Source organism: Carnobacterium sp. (assembly GCF_045617425.1).
Classification (GTDB): domain Bacteria; phylum Bacillota; class Bacilli; order Lactobacillales; family Carnobacteriaceae; genus Carnobacterium_B.
The window spans coordinates 58,599-82,896 of the sequence record NZ_JAZLIO010000001.1 but is presented as its reverse complement, the minus strand read 5'-3'; the positions used below and the strand labels follow the sequence as shown (position 1 = coordinate 82,896).

General features: G+C 32.7%; 22 protein-coding genes. 1 reads left to right on the top strand and 21 read right to left on the bottom strand.

Annotation, left to right across the window (positions count from 1 at the left end; all coding sequences use genetic code 11):
* Positions 1-24: 24 nt before the first annotated feature.
* From ACKI3H_RS00385 to ACKI3H_RS00285, 21 genes are all read right to left on the bottom strand, one after another.
* Positions 25-570, bottom strand: a complete 546-nt coding sequence (locus ACKI3H_RS00385; protein ID WP_407370320.1) for a dihydrolipoamide dehydrogenase — start codon at positions 568-570, stop codon at positions 25-27.
* A 376-nt stretch (positions 571-946) separates the two neighbouring features.
* The gene (lpdA, locus tag ACKI3H_RS00380; protein WP_407370319.1) at positions 947-2,338 is read right to left on the bottom strand and encodes a dihydrolipoyl dehydrogenase; all 1,392 of its coding nucleotides are present in this window, start codon (positions 2,336-2,338) and stop codon (positions 947-949) included.
* 187 nt (positions 2,339-2,525) lie between these two features.
* The gene (locus tag ACKI3H_RS00375; protein WP_407370318.1) at positions 2,526-3,485 is read right to left on the bottom strand and encodes a glycosyltransferase family 2 protein; all 960 of its coding nucleotides are present in this window, start codon (positions 3,483-3,485) and stop codon (positions 2,526-2,528) included.
* A gap of 67 nt (positions 3,486-3,552) precedes the next feature.
* On the bottom strand, positions 3,553-5,373 hold the full coding sequence (locus ACKI3H_RS00370; RefSeq protein ID WP_407370317.1) for a polysaccharide biosynthesis protein: 1,821 nt from the start codon (positions 5,371-5,373) through the stop codon (positions 3,553-3,555).
* 60 nt (positions 5,374-5,433) lie between these two features.
* Positions 5,434-6,156, bottom strand: a complete 723-nt coding sequence (locus tag ACKI3H_RS00365; RefSeq protein WP_350451802.1) for a CpsD/CapB family tyrosine-protein kinase — start codon at positions 6,154-6,156, stop codon at positions 5,434-5,436.
* 2 nt (positions 6,157-6,158) lie between these two features.
* Entirely contained in the window at positions 6,159-6,908 is a 750-nt protein-coding gene (locus tag ACKI3H_RS00360; protein ID WP_407370316.1) for a YveK family protein, read from the bottom strand.
* Positions 6,909-6,980: 72 nt separating this feature from the next.
* Complete coding sequence (locus ACKI3H_RS00355) at positions 6,981-8,441, bottom strand: oligosaccharide flippase family protein (protein WP_407370315.1); 1,461 nt, start codon at positions 8,439-8,441, stop codon at positions 6,981-6,983.
* Positions 8,442-8,528: 87 nt separating this feature from the next.
* Positions 8,529-9,590, bottom strand: a complete 1,062-nt coding sequence (locus ACKI3H_RS00350) for a glycosyltransferase family 2 protein (protein WP_407370314.1) — start codon at positions 9,588-9,590, stop codon at positions 8,529-8,531.
* 27 nt (positions 9,591-9,617) lie between these two features.
* The gene (locus ACKI3H_RS00345) at positions 9,618-10,448 is read right to left on the bottom strand and encodes a glycosyltransferase family 2 protein (protein ID WP_407370313.1); all 831 of its coding nucleotides are present in this window, start codon (positions 10,446-10,448) and stop codon (positions 9,618-9,620) included.
* Positions 10,448-11,737, bottom strand: coding sequence for an O-antigen ligase family protein (locus ACKI3H_RS00340; protein ID WP_407370311.1), 1,290 nt, complete (start codon positions 11,735-11,737; stop codon positions 10,448-10,450). Before ACKI3H_RS00340 ends, ACKI3H_RS00345 begins: the two co-directional genes overlap by 1 nt.
* 39 nt (positions 11,738-11,776) lie before the next feature.
* On the bottom strand, positions 11,777-12,994 hold the full coding sequence (locus tag ACKI3H_RS00335; RefSeq protein WP_407370310.1) for a glycosyltransferase family 4 protein: 1,218 nt from the start codon (positions 12,992-12,994) through the stop codon (positions 11,777-11,779).
* Between the two features lie 65 nt (positions 12,995-13,059).
* The gene (locus tag ACKI3H_RS00330) at positions 13,060-14,253 is read right to left on the bottom strand and encodes a DegT/DnrJ/EryC1/StrS family aminotransferase (RefSeq protein ID WP_407370309.1); all 1,194 of its coding nucleotides are present in this window, start codon (positions 14,251-14,253) and stop codon (positions 13,060-13,062) included.
* 66 nt (positions 14,254-14,319) lie between these two features.
* A complete protein-coding gene (locus ACKI3H_RS00325) occupies positions 14,320-15,042 on the bottom strand; it encodes a sugar transferase (RefSeq protein WP_350451810.1) in 723 nt (240 codons plus the stop codon).
* Between the two features lie 108 nt (positions 15,043-15,150).
* Positions 15,151-16,119 carry a GNAT family N-acetyltransferase gene (locus ACKI3H_RS00320; RefSeq protein WP_407370308.1) on the bottom strand — a complete coding sequence of 323 codons (969 nt, stop codon included), beginning with the start codon at positions 16,117-16,119 and terminating at the stop codon, positions 15,151-15,153.
* Between the two features lie 914 nt (positions 16,120-17,033).
* Positions 17,034-17,357 (bottom strand): four-helix bundle copper-binding protein, encoded by a 324-nt coding sequence (locus tag ACKI3H_RS00315; protein ID WP_350451812.1) that lies wholly within the window; start codon positions 17,355-17,357, stop codon positions 17,034-17,036.
* Between the two features lie 222 nt (positions 17,358-17,579).
* Positions 17,580-18,392, bottom strand: coding sequence for a Cof-type HAD-IIB family hydrolase (locus ACKI3H_RS00310; RefSeq protein ID WP_350451813.1), 813 nt, complete (start codon positions 18,390-18,392; stop codon positions 17,580-17,582).
* A gap of 43 nt (positions 18,393-18,435) precedes the next feature.
* A complete protein-coding gene (locus ACKI3H_RS00305; RefSeq protein ID WP_407370306.1) occupies positions 18,436-18,693 on the bottom strand; it encodes a hypothetical protein in 258 nt (85 codons plus the stop codon).
* Positions 18,694-18,886: 193 nt separating this feature from the next.
* A complete protein-coding gene (locus ACKI3H_RS00300; protein ID WP_350451815.1) occupies positions 18,887-19,744 on the bottom strand; it encodes a MurR/RpiR family transcriptional regulator in 858 nt (285 codons plus the stop codon).
* Between the two features lie 126 nt (positions 19,745-19,870).
* Positions 19,871-21,367 (bottom strand): PTS transporter subunit EIIC, encoded by a 1,497-nt coding sequence (locus ACKI3H_RS00295; RefSeq protein WP_350451816.1) that lies wholly within the window; start codon positions 21,365-21,367, stop codon positions 19,871-19,873.
* A gap of 18 nt (positions 21,368-21,385) precedes the next feature.
* Positions 21,386-22,276 carry an N-acetylmuramic acid 6-phosphate etherase gene (gene murQ, locus ACKI3H_RS00290; RefSeq protein ID WP_407370305.1) on the bottom strand — a complete coding sequence of 297 codons (891 nt, stop codon included), beginning with the start codon at positions 22,274-22,276 and terminating at the stop codon, positions 21,386-21,388.
* 4 nt (positions 22,277-22,280) lie between these two features.
* A complete protein-coding gene (locus ACKI3H_RS00285; protein WP_407370304.1) occupies positions 22,281-23,357 on the bottom strand; it encodes a DUF871 domain-containing protein in 1,077 nt (358 codons plus the stop codon).
* Between the two features lie 281 nt (positions 23,358-23,638).
* On the opposite strand from ACKI3H_RS00285, the gene ACKI3H_RS00280 reads away from it, so the two are divergent.
* On the top strand, positions 23,639-24,262 hold the full coding sequence (locus tag ACKI3H_RS00280) for a histidine phosphatase family protein (protein ID WP_407370303.1): 624 nt from the start codon (positions 23,639-23,641) through the stop codon (positions 24,260-24,262).
* Positions 24,263-24,298 lie beyond the last annotated feature (36 nt).

Below are 24,298 nucleotides of genomic sequence, written 5' to 3'. Positions count from 1 at the left end.
GGGATTTTTATATCTATTTGTCGTCTAATTCAATTCTATCCATACACAACCAATTGTTTGTGAGGCTGGCAAAATTGCCGTATATCTTCCATGATTATCATATGCTTTAAAAAATAATTTCCCCACTTGATCGTAACCATATGCATAAACCACTACCCAATGATTTTTATAGGGACTGCCAAATAAAGTTGCCGTACCAACTGCTACCGGGACCGGGTTCTTACTATTTAATAGTGAAACTATTTTACGCTCAGGAACAAAATGCATATTAACAGAAAAATCAGGGTTATCTTTTAGTACCCAATCCAATCCATGCCAAACATCCCAAGGAAAGGTTCCTTTATATGGAAAGGTATCATCAATAACGGTCTTTAACCCGGTAATCAATTTCTGTTTTTCTAAATCTATTCCGTATTTCTGGTTAAAAGAGTCATGCAAAATTACTGCTCCAACATAAGTCCCGCAAATACCTGGTCGAACATTATTGATCCAAGTTCTATATTTTCGAAAGCGTTCTGGTTTCAATCCGATCCATTTTATAGGATATGAGTTTTTTATTTTCTCAGCCATATTTTTCTCCTTTAAGCGTCCACTATTTTTGATTCTATAATTTTTAGTATTGATAACCTATAGTTAAATAAATGACACCGAATTTCTGAAGGGATTGGGTTTGTTTGCAGCCGTGTCAAGGATTCAATGCGAAATATAAAGTATTAGCGCTTCAGCGATTAGGCTTTATTTGAGGCTTGAAGTCTTAAGACTGTGGTCTTCACGCTTCAGGCGTTTCCATGGCTTCACAAGCAAACCCGTTCATTCCGGAAGAAATTTCAATTTATTCTATCAATACCATTGATGAAGAGCAGCATTTTCTCTTTAACATTATTTAAATACAAAAAAGCTTGTAAGTAAAGAAAATCCTTTACTTACAAGCTTTTAGTTTGTCATTTTACATGTGTATTGGTAATCCCAAAGCTAATTCAGCTGTATCCATTACTGATTCTGCAAGTGATGGATGAGCATGGATGGTTAATGAAATGTCTTCAGCCACCATACCTAATTCAATTGCTAATGCTAATTCAGCAATAACATCTCCTGCGCTTACTCCAATAACTTGAGCTCCCACAATTTTATTTGTTTTTTCTTCAGTAATCATGCGAACAAATCCTTCAGCAGCATCTAATGATAACGCACGTCCATTACCTGCTAAAGAAAATTTGCTGACTTTGTATTCTTTGTTGCCTTTAATTTCATCAGCTGACATACCTACTGAAGCTATCTCAGGTTCTGTATAAGCAGCAATCGGCATCGTTTTATAATTCACAACTGAATCTTTACCAGAAATAACTTCTGCTACGATTTTTGCGTCATGACTTGCTTTGTGCGCAAACGCTGGTCCGGGAGTAATATCCCCGATTGCATAAACACCTTCAACACCAGTTCTTAATGATTCATCTACATCTATTCTGCCATTTTCTAATAATTTAACGCCAACAGCTTCTAAATTTAATTTAGATGTATTGGGCACTCGACCTACAGAAACCAATACATAATCTGATTCAATTGTTTCTTCTTTGCCATTTTTTTCATAAGTGACGGTTACTACGTCATTTGTTTGTGAAGATTTAGTTATGTTTACACCTTCAATAACATCTACACCTTTATCTGCATAACTTTTCTTGACCAATTTCACTATATCTTTATCAAAGAAGTTGATAATGCTATCTTCTTTTTCAAGAATGGTTACTTTAGAGCCAAAGTTATTAAAAGCAAAAGCTAATTGAGTAGCAACATAACCGCCACCTACGATTACTAAACGTTTTGGAAGTTCTTTAATGTTTAAACCACCCGTTGTGTCTACAACACGTCCGCCAAACGGTACTTCTGGAACCGCTAATGGAGAACTACCTGTAGCAATCACAACATTCTTAAATTCAAAATCTTGAGATCCATCTTTAGTTTCAACAGTTAAGTGATTTTTATCCGTAAATACAGCTGTTCCACGAATAATTTCTACTTTATTTTTTTTCAATAAACCTTCAACACCGCGTGTTAACATGCTTACTACTTTCGTATCTTTCCAGTTTTGCATTTTTGCAATATCTAATGTTACATTAGAAGTTGTGATTCCAAAAACTTCAGAATGTTTTGCATTGTGAAAATGATGTCCAGCAGTAATTAACGCTTTAGAAGGGATACAGCCAACGTTTAAACAAACTCCACCGATGTATTCTTTTTCAATAATGGTAACTTTTTGGCCAAGTTGTGCTGCTCGAATTGCTGCAACATAACCTCCTGGACCAGCTCCAATAATAACCGTTTCTCTTTGATTAGTTGCCATGATAGGTCAACTCCTTCTTGTTTTTACCTATCAACTTTTAAAAAAAGATAATAGATAGATTCACATCTTATTTTACTTGAAAATTTAGAATATTCAAGTAAAACAAACGAAGTATGTGAAATTAATTCAAACAAGATTTCTTTTAAAATCGAATTAGTTGAGGGGAATGTAAACTGACACGACAATTTTAATCTAAGGGTCTATTTCTCATTTTCCAGAAATTATGATAAACTATCGACATCCTCCTAGCTATTATACATGACATTTTAACATTCAGGCTGTTAAGTTCGTTTATGGAAAACCGATATAAATTTCGCTTTACTTCTTCAATTTGATGATAGGTTTGATTCTTCTCATTTAGAAGCTGCATCAATAATTGAATCGAATAATTGACATAAATATCTTTTAATGATGAAACATCAAAATTATCTAGTTGCTTTGTTAAATCAATGATCTCCATCAATGCTTTAGGACCAGAAAGTCTTTCTTTAGTAATTCCATTAAAAAAAGTGTTATGCCTATAGCCTATATAATGGTAATGCAAGTTAGGATCATAGATAATCTTATTACTTTTTAAAATACATTGTACACACATCAACAGATCTCCAAAAATGCCTAATGTCGAATTAAACTCTAGCACTGGATCAACTCTGAATAAGTCGATGGAAAAAAGTTTGTTACATAAAAAACTTTTTAGTCGAAAATGGTCAACAATATTATTCAGAGCTGTCTCTTTAGTCCAAATAATGTTACTTAAGGGTTCCTTTAATTCTTTATCATCTTGATCTAACTCTTCTCCATAATTAGCTATGACTATATCTGCTTTAGTTTTAATGATTGTTAATAGCAACTTTTCGAATATCAAACCGTCTATTCGATCCATTGGATCAATAAAACTGATGTATTCCCCTTTAGCTGAAAGTAAACCGATATTTAAAGCTTCAGAATGATCTCTTACGTTTTTATGAAATACTTTAAACCGAGAATCTACTCTTGCAAATCGATCACATATAGCGCCACTCATATCGGTAGAACCTTCATTAATTAAAATAAATTCAAGGTTTCTATATGATTGAAATCTCAAGCTGTTTAAACAACGTTTTAATACATTTTCAACGTTATATACTGGAACAATGACAGACAACATTACTGTTCCTCCTTTCTGTACCAAATCAAGAATAGGCAACCTATTTAACGTTTTAATATAAAATTTGTTATGCTGCTGTTTGATGTGTTTTAGAAAAATAAATTAATCGTTCTTTTAATAAATCTTCACTACATCCATCTAATGTTTTTAAAAATGACATCACTTCATCTAGTGAACGCCTTACTGATTTTCCAACAAAAATTTTATCATATACTTTTTCACCAGTATTTTCACTAGCTATTAATAATTCTTCGTATAATTTTTCTCCTGGACGAATACCTGTTTCAACTACTGAAATTTCATCATCACTAAATCCACTTAATTTGATTACTTTCTTAGCTAAATCAACAATTTTAACCGGTTGACCCATATCTAAGACAAAGATTTCTCCACCTTTTGCTAAAGTCCCTGCTTGGATCACTAGACGACTAGCCTCTGGAATCGTCATGAAGTAACGTGTCATCCTAAAGTCTGTTACCGTAACAGGTCCACCTGCTTTTATTTGTTCTTTAAATAAAGGAACTACACTACCCCGACTGCCCAATACATTTCCAAAACGGACAGCTGCAAAGTTTGTTTTCCCCTCTTCGTTTAAACTCGTCACAATCATTTCAGCAATACGCTTTGTAGCTCCCATAACATTCGGCGGGTTGACTGCTTTATCAGTAGAAATCATAATAAAAGTTCCTACATTAGCTGCTTTGGCTGCTTCAGCTATGTTTTTTGTACCATAGACATTGTTTCTTAACGCTTCAACTGTATTTGACTCCATCATAGGAACATGTTTATGGGCAGCTGCATGATAAACAATATCAGGTTTATACATTTCCATGATATCAAACATTCTTGCTCTGTTTTGTATGTCTGCTATGATTGGCATAATTTCGATCTTTCCGACAAAATTTTTATTCAATTCACGATGGATTTGATAAATCGAATTTTCGCCATGTCCTAATAAAATAATTTTCTTTGGAGAAAATGTAGCTACGATTCGGCAAATTTCTGAACCAATAGACCCACCAGCTCCACTGACTAAAATTGTTTTACCAAATAGATCTTCTGAGATTAGTTTAGTATCTAGTGTTACTTCATCCCTTCCTAATAAGTCGACAACATCAATTTCTCTAAAACGACTAACCATTAACTTTCCATTCATCACATCTTCAATTGACGGCATTAGATTGACCGGTAAATTGATGTCATTACAAATCCCTAAAATATTTTCAAGATTTTTAGGTTCTAATGAAGGAATAGCTATCGTTATTAGTTCTACATCTAATTCCTTTGTAAGTGCTGGGATATCCGAAACACTTCCTAAAATAGGTACACCGTATAATCTCATACCATTTTTAGTCTTATCATCATCAACGATACCAACTATATTTATTTCTGTTGAACTTTTTTGAATATTTTTGATGAATAAATTCCCACCATCTCCTGCACCAACGACTAACGTCCGAATTTTCTTCGCTGTGTTTTTCCTAGGGAAGGTTCTTTTTTTATAATCATGAAAAATCCTAAAGAGCATATGTCCCCCACTAACTAATAGCAAAGAAGTAAGGTAAATCAATAAACTATATCGAAAACTCATTTCTTCTAACAATAAAACAGCAAGTGTTGTTGTCAGTCCAAAAGATAATGTAATTGAAATGAAGATTATGAGTATATCTTTGATACTAGTATAGCGATATAATGTAGCGCAAATTCCAAAATATCCAGCTAAAATACTATATCCTCCTATTCCTAACGCAACCATAAATAAATATGAAGACATAGGAAGTGCTACATAAGGATTTAAAAAGAAATAGGCTATTACACCGGCTAAAAGAATCACAGAACTATCTAATAACAAATAAAGTACTTTTTTATTTAGAATTGTTCGAATCATTTTAATCACTCCTAGTATTTTTCACTTTATTAATGATCGGTTGAATTTCCTTAGTAACTTTTACCTACCACTATCAAGATCTTTTTCTTTTGCATAGTAACCAGCGTTTAAACCTTTCATTCGTTCTTTACTATTAAATACAGCACCTATAACATTTGCTTGTACTAAGTCCAATAATTCTTTAGCCTTTAAAACCTCACTTAAATCTGCAATATCTTTTCGAATTACAAAAACAGTCCCGTCTGCTTTATTTCCCATCACTTGAGCATCTGTAACAACATTAACTGGTGGCATATCAAAAACAATTAAATCATACTCTTGTTTTACTGCTTCAATAAATTGAGACATTCTATGAGAAGCTAGTAATTCGGATGGATTTGGTGGTAAAATGCCACTTGTTAATAAATCTAAATTTTCTTGATTTGTTTTGTGTAAAAGGTCAGTTAGTTGTCTATTTTTGGTTGTTAGAATGCTTGTCAAACCTTGTCGATTTCGTACTTTAAATAGTTTATGAAGTGATGGATTACGCATATCAGCATCTACAAGTAATACTTTTTTTCCTTGAGAAGCAAAAACGATTGCTAAATTAGCAACAATTGTAGATTTCCCCTCACCTTGTTTTGAAGATGTTACCATTAACGTTTTCAATTCTTTATCTATCATAGAAAATTGAATATTCGTTCTCAGTGTTCGAAACTCTTCTGAAATAGCAGAAGAGGGATCAATTAATGTAATAAGATTTTTTTGTTCGCATTTTTGCTCATTTATCCTTTTTTTAAACATTGTTAATCTCCTCCTAAAGCTTTTTTAGTATGATTTGCTGATACAGTATAATCAATTTCTTTTTTTTCAATTGCTGTTTCCGACTTGGCCATTTCACTAATATTTCCTAGATGAATCCAACCTAATTTTTCAGTAATAACTTTTTCATCGCGTACTTTTTTATCCATTGTCTCTAAAACAATAGATACAGTCATACCTAAAAGAAATCCAACTAGCACACCTACTACTTGATTTAATAGTAAATTAGGGGAAACTGGAGTAGGGTCTGCTTTAGCTTTTGAGAGAATCGCTACATTTTCAACATTGATGATATTGTTTATATTTTCCTGAAATGTAGTAGCTATGAGATTGGCAATATCCGCAGCACGGTTTGGATCTGTATCGGTTACTTTTATACCAAAAATCTGTGAATCATCCTGAGTAATCACATCAACTTTTTGCTGTAACTCATCATCAGACAACGTATTTCCTAATTCTTCTACTACCTTGTCAATTACAACAGGATCTTCTATGATATCTCGGTAAGTATTGATCATTTGGATATTCGTTTCAATTTCTCCTAATTCTATAGATTGTGTATCTACATCTTGTCTACTAACCAAAAGTTGAGTTGTAGCAGAATATTTAGGGGTAATGACGTAAATTGTTAGGACAGATGTAAATGCAATACCAATTAAACTTAACAATAAGATTACCCACCAACGTTTCTTCAACATTTTAAATAAGTCTATCATTCCAATTGTATTCATCATCATATATTCCTCCTAATGAACCGTATATTTAAATTCCTATTTACTTTCTACAACGTTTTATTAAATGCATGACTAATTTTTGACTTTATACCTTCTTGAATGATAAATTTTTCCTTTTATCATCATAAATAGATCTTTTAAAAAAGGTATTTTTAATACTAATGAACAACTAACGTAAGTTATGACACCAATAATAATCTGAATTAGGGTCGTTACAAATGTGTTATTCATGCCATTGGTCGTTACCTTAATCACTAGCGCCATTAATGCCGCTGAAGCAACCATTTTTAGAATTAGATTCTTATCAAATTTAAAGTTAGTCTGCTTAGTCAAGTAACCCAAGCGGAAGACAGTAACAAACGTTTCTACGATTAAACTGGTTAAGATAGAACCTAAAACACCTATTAGTGGAATAAGAGTAAAATTAAGCAATATACTGATCGCTGCTCCGCCAAAGGTAGATAAAGCATATATTTTTGTATTTCCTCTTGGGAGCAAATATTGGTTACTAATTGCGATTCCAACTGGCATAATAATAATTACGGGTGCGATAACGGGTATAAAAATTTTTAATGCTTCAAAGTCACTACCAAAAAACCATGGAACCAAGGTTGAAGCTAAAGCGCTTATTCCAAATGCTGCAGGTATAGAAATAAATAATTGAGCATGAATTAAGCTGTGTAATGTTTGATTTATTTCATCAATTTTATTTTTCGAGAAGAGATTACTCATTTTAGGAAGCATTACTAAATTAATTGTCGAGATCATAGTAATAATGATGGTACTTAAATTGAGTGTATTTGTGTAAATTCCAACAGCTGTTTGGCTATCTAATATACCCAGAATAGTTTTACTTAGAGTCGTATAAAAAATAACAGCGATTTGAGGAAAGAAATAGGCAACCATCGGAAACAAATGTTTCCTCATCTTTTTTATAGATACAATGCGAAACGATATTTTCTTGTAAATAAAGCCCCACATTATGACTTGAGAAAAAAGATTTCCTAATGCTTGTAAGAGTAGATACAATGGTAAATCATTGTAATCTTTAATAAAAAATATAATCCCAAAAAATACAGCTATTTGAACAGTTAAATTGCTTAGACTCACCTTTTTAAAGTCTTCGATTCCCATAAAAAACCAAGAAATATCAAATAGTACAGCGATAATATGCAATGATTGAATAGTGTAATACAAAAAATCCCTATGAAGAAAAATTAGGACTACAATTGAATACAAAACAAATGAAACCGCAGTTGTCACTAATTTCAAGCTGACCAATTCAGAAAAAGTTTCGTCTAATTTTTGTTTATCTTCTCTTACCATTGCAATTTCACGATTTCCATATAAAGTAATTCCTAATCCAGAAAGCAGAATAAAATACTCTGCTATTGAATTTGTAAAAGAATAGATTCCAAGTCCATGTGCTCCTAATGCCTTTGAAATAATTGGAATGGTAACAATAGGCATTAAAATTTTAATCCCTTGAAACAACGACTGATAGAACAAATTTTTTCCAACACTTGATGTCATTTTAAGCACCTCAATTTTATTAACTTAGTTAGCTTTATGAATTAGAGATTTATGTGCTACTACTATAGTGATTATTAGTTGTTTGTTTCATGTTCCTACTATTTTTTTTAATGTATTGAAAGTGTAATAGTATCGCTTACTGATTTGTATTTTAGCTCTCATAATTTTCAGCGTAAGGGAATACTTATTATTTTTTAATAAAAAAGTTAACAACTTAATATGGTATTTTTTTTCTAATGTGGAAGTTGAGGAAAATAAAATTTGTTGGATTTTTGGATGGTGTAATGCTGAGGAAATTTTTTGTTTCTTTTCATAGTCACTAAGTGGACAATCCTCTAAAATTAAGTTGTTTAATTCTACATAAAGTGTTCTCCAATACGCTAAACTAATTAAGTCTTGATAGACTTGTTCATAATGCCATATAGTTATTAATTTTTCGAAATGTTCTGCAATAGTATATTCCAAAAGAAATCGATCTGGATGGTAATGATTAACAGCTGATCCGATTCTAGAAACGTAATGATAATAAGGTTTTTGATTAAAATAAATGTCTTCTAAATTTTGATAAACTAGATGATTAAATAAAGCATCTTGTCCGACTCGTTGATCAGTAAAACGACAATTATTTTCAACTAAATATTGATGCCTGTAGAATTTATTCCAAAGTACATTCGAATCCAATGATCGAAATGCCCTAAAACTTTTTCTAAAATCTTCTTTTGTTTTTAGGACAGATAATTTGGGAAGGTGAGTTGTTTTTATTCTTTTTCCTTTTGTATTTATTTCTTCAAGATAATATCCAAATACGACAACATTTGCATCATTTTCCTTAGCAATTTTCAAGTTATCTTTTATCAACTCAATTTCTACGTAATCATCAGGATCTGCAAAGTAAATATACTCACCTGTTGCTCGATCAAGACCAGCATTTCGTGCCAAACCAGAACCTGCATTTTCTTGATGGATAACATGTATTCGACTATCTGTTTTTTTTAATTCATCACAAATATTACCAGAATCATCTGTAGACCCATCATTAACTAATATTAATTCAAAATCCCTATACGTTTGATTCAAGAAAGATTGAATTGATTTTTTTAATCCATCAGCAACATTGTAAATAGGCATAATGACAGATACAGCGACCATGATTGCTCTCCTTTCAAGATGAAATTTTTAAACTCTAGGATGAATGGTATCATCAAATTGATTACTATCTAAATCCTGATGCCGTAAAAGAGTTAAAACTTTTTGAGGAATTAATCCTACTATTAATGGTTTGAATACATAAATTAGACCTAATGGCATTAGCTTCATTTTTTTGAACCCTTTGTACCTTACTATAGCTTCACCAAACCTATATTTATATACTCTCTTTTTAAATGCTGTACTATCTTCTCTGTAGTTAAGCAAAATATCTTGCATATTGTGACCTTCAAATCCAGCAGCATATAACCGCATAAATAAATCATAGTCTTCTGCTCTTAGAGTCGCTTTTGAAACCGTATAGTTTCCGACTTGGTTAAGAACTTCTTTTTTTATAATAATGGTAGGATGGATAAATTGTGACCCAAATAGAAAATCTTTTTTTTGTGGGTATCTTTTTGTTTTTCGCACTCCCCAAATGCCATTTTCATTAAATAAAAAAGCTTGGCTGCCAACAAGCACACATTCAGGGTGATTTTCTAAATAATCCATTTGTTTTTTCAATCTATCTTTATATGAAATATCATCTGCGTCCATTCGTGCAATATATTCACCTTTTGCAATCTCAATACACCTATTTAACGAGTAGGCTAAACCTCTATTTTTTGTATTTTGAATCACTCGAACTTTTTGAGGATATTTCATTGCATATTCTTTTGCTATTTTTAGGGTACCATCGCTTGATCCATCATCACATAATACAATTTCAAAAGATTCAAACGTTTGATTCAAAAGAGAATCGATACTTTCTTTTAATGTCTTTTCACAATTATAAATGCCCATTACAACAGATATTTTCATCACTTTTTACTCCTTTCATGATTTTTTACCGAAGGAGTAGACTTTGCTTGGAAAACACTCATTCCAAATACTAACCAAAAAATCCGAGCATTATTTAAGGAAATTGATACAGAAGCGATTAGAAAAATTATTAAAATATCTCGAATGATTTGCCAGTTTTGATTGTCTTGAGTATTTGCAAATAGACCTGGTTTGGTTGCAAATACTATAGTTCCAATATATAGAAAGAATAAGACGGTTAGTACGATCCCCCATTCTGCTGAAAGTTGAAGATAAGTATTGTGAGCGACATTTGGATTGTTGACAAATTGTTCCGCAATTGGAATATAATTCCCTAATCCAATTCCAAATAACGGTGACGACTTGATTATATGCACCGCTGTTTGCCATACCTGTGTTCTACCTGATCCACCATCAGAAACAGCAGATGAAAAGTCAGTAAACAATAGTTCTACTCTAGAAAAAATTGGAAATCGATTTATGATTAATTCCATTAATTCATCGGTGTAAGTTAATAGATTTGGAATGATTAGTAACAAACCCAATATTAAAAGTAATGAACTTGCCACCTTCAATGGTGTTGTCTTTTTACTTTTTAAAACGTTTGTTAATATAAAATAACCACTATACAGAAAAACTAATATAATGGCTGACTTTGAACCAGAACTAATAATTGACAGAAAAACAATTCCGATTGCTCCAAGTCGAACAATTGGATTTAAAGGTTTTATCCGTAAAAGAATACTCAATGCACAGCATTGGATAACAGCGAAAAAATTTGGATCGTTCATAAAACCGATCAATCGACTTTCTCCAAATAACATGATAGAAGACAAATAAGGAATTGGAACAAATGAAATCAGGATGCCTATAAACCCAATTCCAACAGCTCCTACAACAAATCCTCTTAGGAAAGTAGTTGTTAGTCTTAAACGAGAAAGATTAAACCCTATGATGTAATAAAGGAAGACAACTAGTAGTTTAGTATAATCAATTAGAGTAGATATTGGATCCGCTGCAATCATATATTGATTGGGAATAATGAATAAAGAATAAAATAAAATAAAAATTGAAAATGTACTAAAAACGACAATATTCATAAGCGGCAATTCTATTTCATTCTTAATGATCAAGATAGCCAGTATTCCTACAATAATAAAGTCTGACAAAGATAAGTTGATTCCAAATAGCACATTAGATTGATTTAAAAAGAAAGACATGATAAACACCATGATCATGACAAATGAAGTATCTCGCTTTTTATCTAATGACAAAGCATTTTCTGCCACATTTTCCACCTCCAATGAGACCCATTTTTAAAAAGTTTCTCATTTTGTAAAAACTTTTACTGTTTTCCCTTCATTTACAGCTGATAAATCTTGAACATGATTTACCTTTTGATAAATTTGAGTCATTTGGCTCATTACTCTTTCAACCGAGTAAGCGTCTATATAATCTAAGCTTTTTAATCCAAAATCATTTCTCATTTTGCTAGAATAATATAAGTTATCAACATATGCTGCCAATCTTTCACTGTCGTTTAAACCTACCAAATAACCATTTTCACCATGATGAATCAAATCACGATTTCCTCTGCAATCTGTAGCTATTATTGGAAGCCCAGTTCCCATTGCCTCTAAAAGATTAACAGGTAACCCTTCTTGAGTTGAAGTAGAAATAACGATATCTGCTATACTCATCAATTGATTAACATCTGTTCTATAACCTAGTAAGAACACATGATTTTCTAACTGCAAATCTTTTATTTGCTGAGCATATTGTTCTCTTAATTCACCATCTCCAACTAACAATAATTTTGATTTTGGTATTTTTTGACTAACAATTTTCATCATATTGATAGCTAATTTCTGATTTTTTCTTTTACTTAGTTCCCCAACGTAGATCAACAAAAAATCATCTTTGTTGTATCCAAGTAGATTTCTTCTTTGATTTTTCAAATTTGAATCTATTGGCTTAAATTTATTTTTATTGATTCCTACTCCACTAATCTTTTCAATCTTTTTGGCTTTAAAGTTTTTATCAAGTGCTGTTCGGTAATCTTCTTCATTAATAGTAATTAAACAATCTGTATATCTAGAAAGCCATTTTTCAACTGTATAATACATCATCCAGTTTTTTAGGGGAGCATCTTTAAAAAAATGAAATCCATGTGCCGTATAAACCACTTTAGTTTGTCTTTTCCGAGACTCTCTAGCTGCAAGCCTAGTTAAGACGCCTCCAATCGGCGAATGACAATGAATAAACGCATAGTTCTCACAATCAATGATTTGTTTAATTTTTCTATATGCAGAATAATTTGTAATTTTAAATGGGTTGCGATTAATGGCAACATCGAAAACTTTTACTCCTTGTTGCTCTAGTTGATTTCTAAAATGCTGGTTCCGCTCATTCGCTTCTTTATTATCGTCTTTAAAATTTGCTAAAACATGAACTTCATATCCTTCATCCTGCAGCAAATTTATATTTGGTACATTAAAACTTTCAATCATTGGTGCAATTGATGCTAAAATCAATACTTTTTCCATAATAGTTTCCTCCAATGCTGTTAGTTATACAACACAACTAATGATTAGAATTGATTGTTTTACAATTAACTTAATTGAACTTTTTTCCATAAAACCTCTCCTTGAGTATCAGGAACAAGAATTTTTTTTATCTCCTCTATCACTATTAATTGATTTTCTTCAGACATATTTGAACCAGAAGGAATGCATATTCCCATTTTAAAAAGCAGTTCTGATACAGCTGTAGTTCTTTCATTGTGTTTATAAAACTTGGAATGTTTAAAAAGAGGTTGTAAATGGAGGGGTTTCCATAGAAGACGTGTTTCGATGTTTGCTTGATTCATCTTATCCATAAATTCAAAAGGAGTAATTTTTGTCATAAATGGATCAATAACAAGCGTGGTTAACCAACGATTTGATTTGGAATGTTTGATTTCAGGCATAAAATGGATTTCTTCAATTGAATCTAACTCTTGGTAATATGTTTGAAATATTTCTCTTCTTTTTTCTACTCTTTCGTCCAACACTTCCAGTTGAGCCCTTCCAATTCCTGCAAGAACGTTGCTCATGCGGTAATTGTATCCCACAAGTGAATGTTGATAATAGGGCGCGACATCTTTTGCTTGAGTAGCTAAGAAAAAAGCTTTAGACAACATTTCTTCATCATCACTTACTAATGCTCCTCCACCAGAAGTTGTGATTATTTTATTTCCGTTAAAAGAATAGATTCCTATTTTTCCGAATGTCCCACTTTTTTTGTGCTTATATTCTGCTCCTAATGATTCTGCAGCATCTTCGATAATTGGAACTCCAAATAGATCTGCGATTTCTAAAAGTTCTTCCATATCTGCACTTTGACCATAGAGATTCACTACAATAATTGCTTTTGGTAGTCGATTTTCTAGGCTTGCATCACATAAAGCTCGTTCTAAGGCTTGTGGTGACATGTTCCAACTGTTTGGTTCAGAATCTATAAATGTTAATTCTGCTCCTAAATATAGTGCTGGATTAGCACTTGCAATAAATGTAAAGCTCGAACAAAATACACTGTCTCCCTTTCCTACTCCTAAACAAGCTAGTGCTAAATGGATAGCAGCCGTGCCTGAACTAGTTAGAGAAGCACCTTTACTGTTAGTGTATTGAGCCAATTCTTTTTCAAATTTAGTAACATTTGATCCTAAAGGTGCAATCCAATTGGAATCAAATGCTTCTTGAATATATTTTTTTTCATTTCCAGACATATGTGGTGAAGACAATAAAATTCTCTCTCTATTTGCCATAACTTCCCTTCTTTCTATTGTTAATCTACATCAGAATTTTTTGGAATCCGCGATGACTAATTTTGTTTACTGCATTTCAGTTTTTTTATTATTCATTAATGGAATGGTGCCATAAGAATCTTGATGAGTAACTAATAGTCGAAAATTATTCGTTGTTTTTTCTTGTTCTAATTGTCTTTTGCGGTACTCATCAAAAGCAATAATATAATCGTCTTCATTCTCAACAATATCTGCTTTCATTAATACTTTTTGGATTGTCATAAATAATATTTTTAAATCAAAAATAAATGAACAATTTTCAACGTATTCTAAATCCAAGGCAAACCGTTCTTCCCAACTTAAATAGTTTCGCCCATTTACTTGTGCCCATCCACTAATACCGGGTTTTACACTATGCCGACGCAACTCATTTTTATTATAGTAAGGCAAATATTCCACAAGTAAAGGTCTAGGACCAATAAAACTCATATCTCCTTTTAAGATATTGATTAGTTGTGGCAATTCATCTAAGCTTAATTTCCGAATGATTTTTCCGATTTTCAACATACGTTCGTCATAAGATAGTTGTACTCCATTAATCGATTTTGGGTTACTCATACTCCTTAATTTATACACATTGAAAATTTTATTATTCTTTCCAATACGTTTTTGAATAAACAAGATAGGACCAGTAGGATCTTCAATTTTTATTAAAATACCTAAAATCAATAAGACTGGCAAACTTAGTAAGAGTAATATAGCAGCAAAAACCCATTCAGTCAGTGATTTAATAAGATAGTAATTTATCATACTGTTCTCTCCTTTATTCTTTTTGCCTATCTGTAAACTGTATAGTAGTAAAAGAAGACTTAAATTTCTTTGTTAATCAGTTATTATTATCGCCATATACTCTCACTTTTAAGCACGATATGCTGGGAAAAAAGAAGTCTTGGTGTTCTTTTTTCCAATTGTTTGGCGTAGTTGAACTAACTTTTCATAAATTAATGGATCGTGTATTTTTTTGCCAATATAAAATGGGTGATTTCCATGTCTTGCATACCCTTTTTTATGCATGTATATACCATCCTCGCCATTATGCCCTCCACCTAAAATATACTTTTCAACACCTTTATCTTTTAACCATTGCATAACAGTTAGTTGAATCAAAACTTCAGGATGGTAACTATAAAATTCTTTTATTGTTCCTGCTAAAAAACCAAACGCCCTTTCTTCTCCTATTAAAATTAAAGAAGCTGCAATAACTTTTTCATCGACAATAGCAAATGCATATAGAAATTGATCTTTCATCGTTTCATGGATTTGTTCAAAAAATGGCTTATCAAAATAATAATATTCTTCTGCTCCGTTACGATTCATTGTTGAATAATAAACTTCTAAAAAATCATCAATGTGCTCACCCGTTTGCTCCATAATGATTTTTACACCTTTTTCTTTAGCGATTCTAGCATCTTTAAAAATCTTTTTTCGAACATCCTCTTCTATAGGTAATTTCAAATTTTTTACAATGCAGTTGCCGACTAATGAGGTATCCCCGTAAAAAGACTCCCTTACTTGTGTGTTTTCAAACAGATCAAAGCGTATAAATTCTGTTATAATATCATTTTTTTGACAATATTTAGAAAAGGCTTCAAAATATCCTGATAATAATTTTTCTTCATCTGTTGCTTCTTGAATAACGGGACCCCCATATCCATAAGGTGTTACAATATCAAAATAATCTTTATTTTCTAATTGGAAAGGGATTTTTCTTTTTATAAACATATTTTTAATTTTCCCATACTCATTTTCGAAATTAAAAATCTTTAATTCTCCATCTTCCACTGACTCATATAATTTTCCATAATGTTCTGTAAAATTAATTTCCATATAAACTACTCCTTTATAATTTTTTTATAAAAATATGCAGTCTAAATAAACTAAAATCACTCTTTTTCTAGTATATTTTAGGAATCAGATATGACAAATTTGAGGCTGGTTTTAATTAATTATGAGGAAATTTAAGAAAGTAAAGCGAGGTTAAAAGTAGGTTTATCAAAGAGGAACTAAAAAAAGAGTCATTTAAATAAATTTTTTAGTGTTTCATAAAATAAAATTATTTAAAGCCACCTTTTATGTGGTTGTGTTGAGGTGTGGTTCTAAAAATAAAATAAATTACTTGATGAATAATTCGCAAACAAATAGTAACAACAAATTGTGAAAAAAATATTAATTTAATTTTTTTTAAAAAAATAAATTAATCAATTGAATACTTGTTTATCAACAGATTTCATCCTATTTTATTTTTATTAATATAATTATCTTAAAAAATAGTTATTAAATTCACATTTTAATTTTAATAAAAAAGCAATTTTTTTCAAACTCCTCCTTTTTTACTATTTTATAAATAGACCATGTCACTAAACATAGATACTCTTTCTTATTTTGTAACAAGGTAAATATATTCAACTAATATAAAAATTACTAGAGTGTTACTTAAATAAATCTAATGAATCTAAAAGGTATGGCGGTCAGGATGACCTAGGATAAATCTGAGGTGTTACTTTAGGGAATTAAACGAAGTATTCATTAAATAAATTGTTAGTAAATTTTTTTAATGAATCTACTATCAATTTGATATCCAGAGTATAGCAAGTACTATTTATTAACGCTACTTTTTATAATTAAATTCTAATTAAAAAGTTTTATTTTGTGACAAAAGTATGTACAACTCCAATAAAAAGGCTTGAGTACAGGAAATTAGAGTTGTACATTTTTAAATTTTATATTAAAAAATCAATTGATTATTTATACCTTCTACACAATTCTGCACATTCCAAACAAACCTTTGCACATCTTTGACAGTGATCATGTTCATGTTTTTCACATTCTTTTCCGCAAGCCTGACAGATAGTCGCACATAAAGCTATTAAGTCTGTTGTTAGAGCACTTTCACGGGTTATTGCTGTTGAAGCAAATGCACAAATATCAGCGCATTCTCTATCTAATCTTATACATTCTACCATCATTTGAACATGATCTTCCTCTAGACAAGCATCAAAACATTCATTACATACGCGCTGACACTCAAACATTTTTTCTGAAATCTTCACTAATTGTTCTTGCATTCTATCCCTCCTATAATTTTTTTACACTTTTAGTATAAGTCTTTTAGAAAGGGCTATCAAATGAAACCATTTTTATTTTCCAATCGGATTTTTTAGCCATACATAAAGTTCCATATAACGAAAAAAAGAGCTTTAAACCAAAGAAAAAACTTTGATTTAGAGCTCTTTCATTTTGAATTTCTCTAACTAGTTTACTAAAAGAACTTTATAAACTAAATTTAATTAATTTTGTAATGCCCATTCATAAATTGCATGGGCCACGCCATCTTCTTGATTAGATTTAGTTTCATGCTTAGCAACTTGTTTAATAGAGTCTACCGCATTGCCCATAGCAACGCTTGTACCAGCTACTTTCATCATATCTAAATCGTTCTCTCCATCACCAATCGCCATTACTTCTTCCATAGAAAATCCAAGTTTAGTAGCCAATCCTGTCAATGCTTCGCCTTTATTCGCATCTTTCGGCAATAATTCTAGAACATACGATAAGCTTCTGATAGGATAAAAGTTCTCAGCGATAAAAGATGGCAAAGATGAAGCTAGACGGTCAAGTTCCGTTTCTGTCGCTACATACATTGCTTTAAAAATAGTCAGATCATGTGGTAAATTTTCTAATGGCAAATGGACTTTTTCCATATCTAAAAGATCGGCATCAAATTGTAGCATTTCCGTTGGTGCACCTGTGTAATAATACTCCTTTTCATCAAAAAATGTAAAATTCATCTCAAAGGGTTCAATTAATCGTTCAGCTTGCTTTAAGTGCTTATGATCTAATTCATGCGAATACACAATTTCCCAGGTCGTAGTCTTTTGTACGACTGTACCGTTTAATGAGATAACATAGCCTTCTTCATCTTGTGGCAACTCTAATTCCTTAAGATACTCATAAACCGCTTGAACAGGTCTTCCTGTACATAAAACAATTTTAATACCTGCTTCGCTTGCTTTGGTTATTGACTTTTTAACCTTATCCGTAATCAAATGTTGTTCATTTAATAATGTTCCATCCATATCAATTGCAATTAACTTAATCAATTTGTTCTCCTCCATCTAACTATTCCTTTAAATCAGTAGAGTACTAATACTCTTTGTATTCATAGTCTACTCCTTTTAACGCTTGTTTTACCCATTGATTATGAGTGCTTTCTTGTTTCTGTGTTGATAAATTTTCAATCGATTTTTCAATATCCAAACAAGCTTGAAAGAATTGCAGCGCATCTTCTTCCACTTTAAATTGAAACTCTTGAGCAAGCTCTTTTGTGTTTGCATAATGCAAAACAACTTCTTTTTCATTTAGATAAACACTAAAAAAAGTTGAAATTTTTCTTTTTTCCACCTTTAGCCACTCCTCACTTGTTTCAATAACAAAAAAATATATCTACTTTATCATACCACTAATTCAGAAAAATCAGTAGAGTGATTACTTTGCAGCATATGTTCTCAAGCCATTTCTTTAAAGTGAAAAAGGATTGATCGTCAAGCCATAATTGACTGAGTCACATTCCTATTTTAGTATTATTCCCATTCATTTAGTCGAACATTTGGTTATATCGTTGAATAGCAGCCTTTGATTTTTCTAAGTTTGTTACCGTTAAATCGTAGTGTTTGGAAGCATAATCATAAAACAAAATATCTACGGCATACATTTGAGTCAACAAAGATATTGTTGCTCCACTTCTTAGAGGAGCTTCATGAGCAAAGGCTGTTTTTAATGCAATATCTGCTTCACTACTTAAAGGATTTTCAGTATTGCTTGTAAGCGATACTGTTTTTAATCCAAGTTCTTTTGCGATCATCAATAACGCCAATACTTCCTTCTTTTCTCCGCTATTTGAAACACCAAAGAACACGGCAGGCTTATCAGAAACCGCCATTGAAGTAACTAATAAGTGTTGGTCAAGTGAACAAACCATTATTTTACCCATCCGACTAAATTTTTGTTGAATATCTGAGGCGACGATGTGGGAAGCACCTAGTCCGTATAAGTATACTACAGAACTTTTATGCAACAGCTCATTTACTTGTTCAATTAGTTTTGTATCCAATACATGGTTGGTTTCTTCAAAAAGATGATTGGTATTGATCAATAACTTCTTTTTTACTTGCTCTAAATTTTCATCGGATAAAATATCCGTGTATAGATTGTCTTTAATTCCTTGAGAATCTGCTGATAACTGTAGTTTTAGTTCAGTAAAACCTTTTATTCCAATTGATCGACAAAACCGAATGACAGCGGCAGAACTTGATTCTGCTTCCGTTGCCAAGTCAATAGCACTCATTTGAATAACCTTCATTGGATTTTTAAGGATCGTTTCAGCGATTTTTTTTTCAGATTGTGGTAAAACAACGATCTTTTCTCTAATTTTTAGTAAAACATTGTTTTGCATAACTTGCGACCTCCGTAGTCTTTAAGAAATACTGAAAGATATTTTTCGTAATGAAAAAGACATGCAAATCGCTAGACTTACATGCCTTTTTAAATGCTATTATTAGTTTACAGTAGTTGAATAGAATTAACCAACAATACTTTCAGCTTCAAACTCATCTGAATCATATCCTACTAATTCAGTTGGCTCCATTGCTGACTTCGGAACTCCAAAGAAGTAAGTTGCTGCGAATCCACCAGCATAAGCTGCTAATAATCCGACAACATAACCCCACCATTGACCATTAGCGATTAATGGAATCAAAGCAACTCCACTTGGTCCAATTGCTGTTGCGCCGATTCCACCAAACATTCCGATAACAGCTCCACCAATTCCGCCACCAATACAAGCAGTAATAAAAGGGCGACCTAAAGGCAATGTTACAGCATAGATCAAGGGTTCGCCAATTCCTAAAATACCAACAGGCAATGAACCTTTGATCATGTTTGTTAATTGTTTGTTTTTACGACATTTAACCCATAAAGCGATTGAAGCTCCCACTTGTCCAGCTCCAGCCATTGCTAAAATTGGTAATAATAAAGTCATACCTTGAGAAGCTATCATTTCAATATGGATCGGTGTTAATACTTGGTGTAAACCAAACATAACCATAGGTAAGAACAATGCTCCTAAAACAAATCCAGCAAATGCTCCACCAACATTTAATACCCAAGTAATGGCGCCTACTAAACTAGATGAAACAGCACCCGCGATTGGCATAATCAAGAAAATCGTTACTAATCCAATAGTTAATAAAGAAATCGTCGGTGTTACAATAATATCAATTGAATCCGGAATAACTTTGTGCAAGCTTTTTTCTACTAATGACAATAGGTAAACAGCTAGGATAACGCCGATAATTCCACCTTGTCCACCAGCCATAGGGGCACCAGTAAAGATGTTCGTTAACGGTGCTTCAATGTTCATTCCGGGAAGGTAAATCACTCCAGCAATAACTCCACCTAAACCTTCTGTAGCACCAAAAACTTTTGCAGCATTGATCCCTACATACACATTCAAGTACAGGAACAATCCGTTTTTAATGATATTTAGTACAACAACGATATTCTCCCAGTTTGCTCCACTGATGGTTCCAGCAACTAACATATTCCCAAATATAGAAGCAATACCACCGATAATTCCGGCTCCTACAAATGCTGGAATCAACGGAACAAAAATATTTGCAATGTCTTTTAACACACGTTTGAACGGTGTATTATTTTTCTTTTTCAACTCAGCTTTTTTCGCTGCTGCTTGTTTTTCAGCTTCAGAACGGCCAGAAGATGCTGTAACCGTAGATTTTCCAGCAGGAATTTTTTCGCCTAAACGAACACCCGCCATACTCACCATTTGATTAGCTACTTTATTTACTGTACCAGGTCCAACAACAACTTGTAATGTATCATCTTCAACAACACCCATTACGCCGTCAATTTTTTTCAATCCTTCAAAATTCACTTTATCGTTATCTTTGATGTCCATACGAACGCGAGTCATACAGTGAATAACAGAATCAACGTTATTCATACCTCCAACTTGCTCATAAATCTGTCTAGCGATGCGTTGCTCTTTTGTTTCAGCCATAATTTTTACCCTCCTGGTTTATGATAAGGTTTCACGAATGAACCCTTTAGCTTCTGTTAATTTTTGTTCTGCTACATCTTTGTCTGAATGTGTAAGAATCATCACGATTGCTAACTTCACTTGATGATCAGCTGCTTCAAACGCTTCACTTGCTTCTTCATACGTACATTCTGTAGCTTGCATGATGATGCGTTTTGAACGTTCTTCTAATTTTTTATTTGACGGTTTTACGTCTACCATTAGGTTTTGATAAACTTTTCCAGAACCGATCATTGCTCCAGTTGACAGCATATTTAAAATTAATTTTTGAGCTGTACCAGCTTTTAATCGTGTAGAACCTGTTAAAATTTCAGGACCAGCATCTACTTCAATCGGCATTTGGGCAAATTGACTGATCTCAGCATTCTTATTACACGAAATAGTTGCCGTTGTTGCTCCAACGCTAGTTGCGTATTCTAATCCACCGATAACATATGGTGTACGCCCGCTTGCCGCGATACCTACAACAACATCTGTATCATTCAATTGAATGGCTTTTAAATCTTCTGCACCGAGCGTTTTTGAATCTTCCGCTCCTTCAACAGCAACTGTCATTGCTTTCATTCCACCTGCAATCAATCCTTGAACCATACTTGGATCCACACTAAAGGTTGGCACACATTCAGCAGCATCTAAAACACCCAGACGTCCACTTGTTCCAGCACCCATATAAATTAAACGGCCACCTTTGCTAAAGGATTCAGTAATGGCTTCGACTACTTTTGTGATCGTAGGTAACGCTTCTTCAACTGCTAGAGCCACTTTTTGATCTTCTTGATTCATTAAAGACATGACTTCACTTGTTGAAAGCTCATCTAAGTTCATTGTTTGTGTATTTCTTGTTTCTGTCGTTAATTTGTCTAAATTCATTTCCTTAACCTCTTTCATTGTCTTGTATCGGTTGAAGTTCAAATAATTGACCTTCTTTACACCAATCTATCAACGGAATATCTTCTGGAATAACATGCGCCACAATATTTACTTTATCATCCCTAAATAATGGTCGCTTGACTACTTGAATCTCTCCCATATATCGACCGTATAACTTATTATCTACTGTAACGCTTCCTTTTACTCGATCATTAGTACACTGTGGTTCAATAGTCGGAATCGTTTTAAATCGTGCATCCGCGCTTCGAATGACATCTCTTGCTGGATCCCAACGATTTTGATGCTTTCCAACGATGACGGATAAGAACTGAGTTTCTGGCTCTTCTATAATTGAGAATAATAACGTTTTCTTTTTTATATAATAAAAAAATTGCAATTGTGTTCTGTCATCAATTGTTGGATCGCCAATATAAACATCATCAACTTCACATTCTTCTAACAACTCAATCGTACTAGCTAAAGGATGCGCTCCTCGTTGTTTTTCTAATGTTGGCAATTGACAAAACAAAGGCCCTCTTAATTTTTCGTTTCCTGGAACAAAAGCCATGACTTTAAATCCTAATGCCTTCAACCACTGATTTTTTCGGGTGAACTGACTTTTTTCTAATCCAGTTTCTGGGCGCGGATAATAATTGTGCCACGCTTCCATTTGATTGAAATCTGCATTACATTCCTTAAGCTCTTCGACATCTTCTTGCGTAATCGTGCTGGCATTAAAAGCGACTTTCATTGAGCGGCTAACTTGAGCACTAATTTGGTTTGTTATACCATAATCCATTCTCAAGCCTGTAATTCCGATTGCCAACATTTCCTCAGGTCGGTCAAATGAGAGCCCGATTTTTTTTAAGGCGTCTCCTGAAATATCAATCATCAATTGCATTTTCAACTCTTTTGCCCATTGACCTAGCATCTTCAAGCGTGTGACATATTGAGACGCATCCTCTTCTGGGATATGCAGCGAAGAAAACACCCCTTCAAAACCGCTGTCTTTCATTTTTTGTAGATAGTTTTTTGTTTCAATCGTTAACTCATCTCCAAGAAAGACAGATAAACCAAACATAGCACCACTCCTTTGAAATCGTTTTAATGACATGACTAATGATAACATGTTAAAATATAATTTCAATAGATTTTTTCATTTTATAAAAAAATAGACCAATATCCTCCAAAAACCATTACACACTAGTGTAACATATCATCTCAAATGTATACCTTTACATTTCATTCAATAAACTAACGTTATATTTGAATATACCCTTCAAATATCAGTAGAAAATTAAGCTTTTTTATTGATTCAGTTATGTTAAAATGAAATTATATTTCAAAACTAGGAGGGCTTACATGCAACGCTTATATTTTGTACGTCACGGAATGACCGAATACAATCTGGCTAATCGAGTCCAAGGTGGAGATATCGATTCTCCTCTATTGCCACAAAGTTTAGAGGATGCTAAAAAGACAGGTCTGTGTCTGAAAGATATTGGATTTAAACACATTATTGCCAGTCCTCAAAAACGTGTTGTCGAAACAACTCGTTTGATTGCCTCTCAATTCGAACAAGATTTTACTATCCACTACACAGATGACTTAAAAGAATTCGGATATGGATCATGGGAAGGTGCTTTTATTCCACATTGGAAAGAATCTTCACCTGACTCCTTTTACCATTTACGTCATCGTCCTGATTTGTATGATCCAAGTGAATTTAATGGAGAGACTTATTCTGAATTGATTGCTAGAGGTAGCAAAGCGATCCGTCGTTCAATTGAACAATTTCCTGATACTGATCTTTTATTTGTTGGACATAGCATCACGTGGACAACAACCCTTTTATCGTTGATCGGAACAGAGTTAAAAGACCTTCGTTCACAAGAACCCTTAGCAAACACTAGTATTACTGAATTAGGATACGCTGATGGTCACTTTACTTTAAATGCTTGGAACCAAACAGATCATTTGCTGTAAACTGGACAAATGCTCAAAAAAAAATAAGCTTGGCAT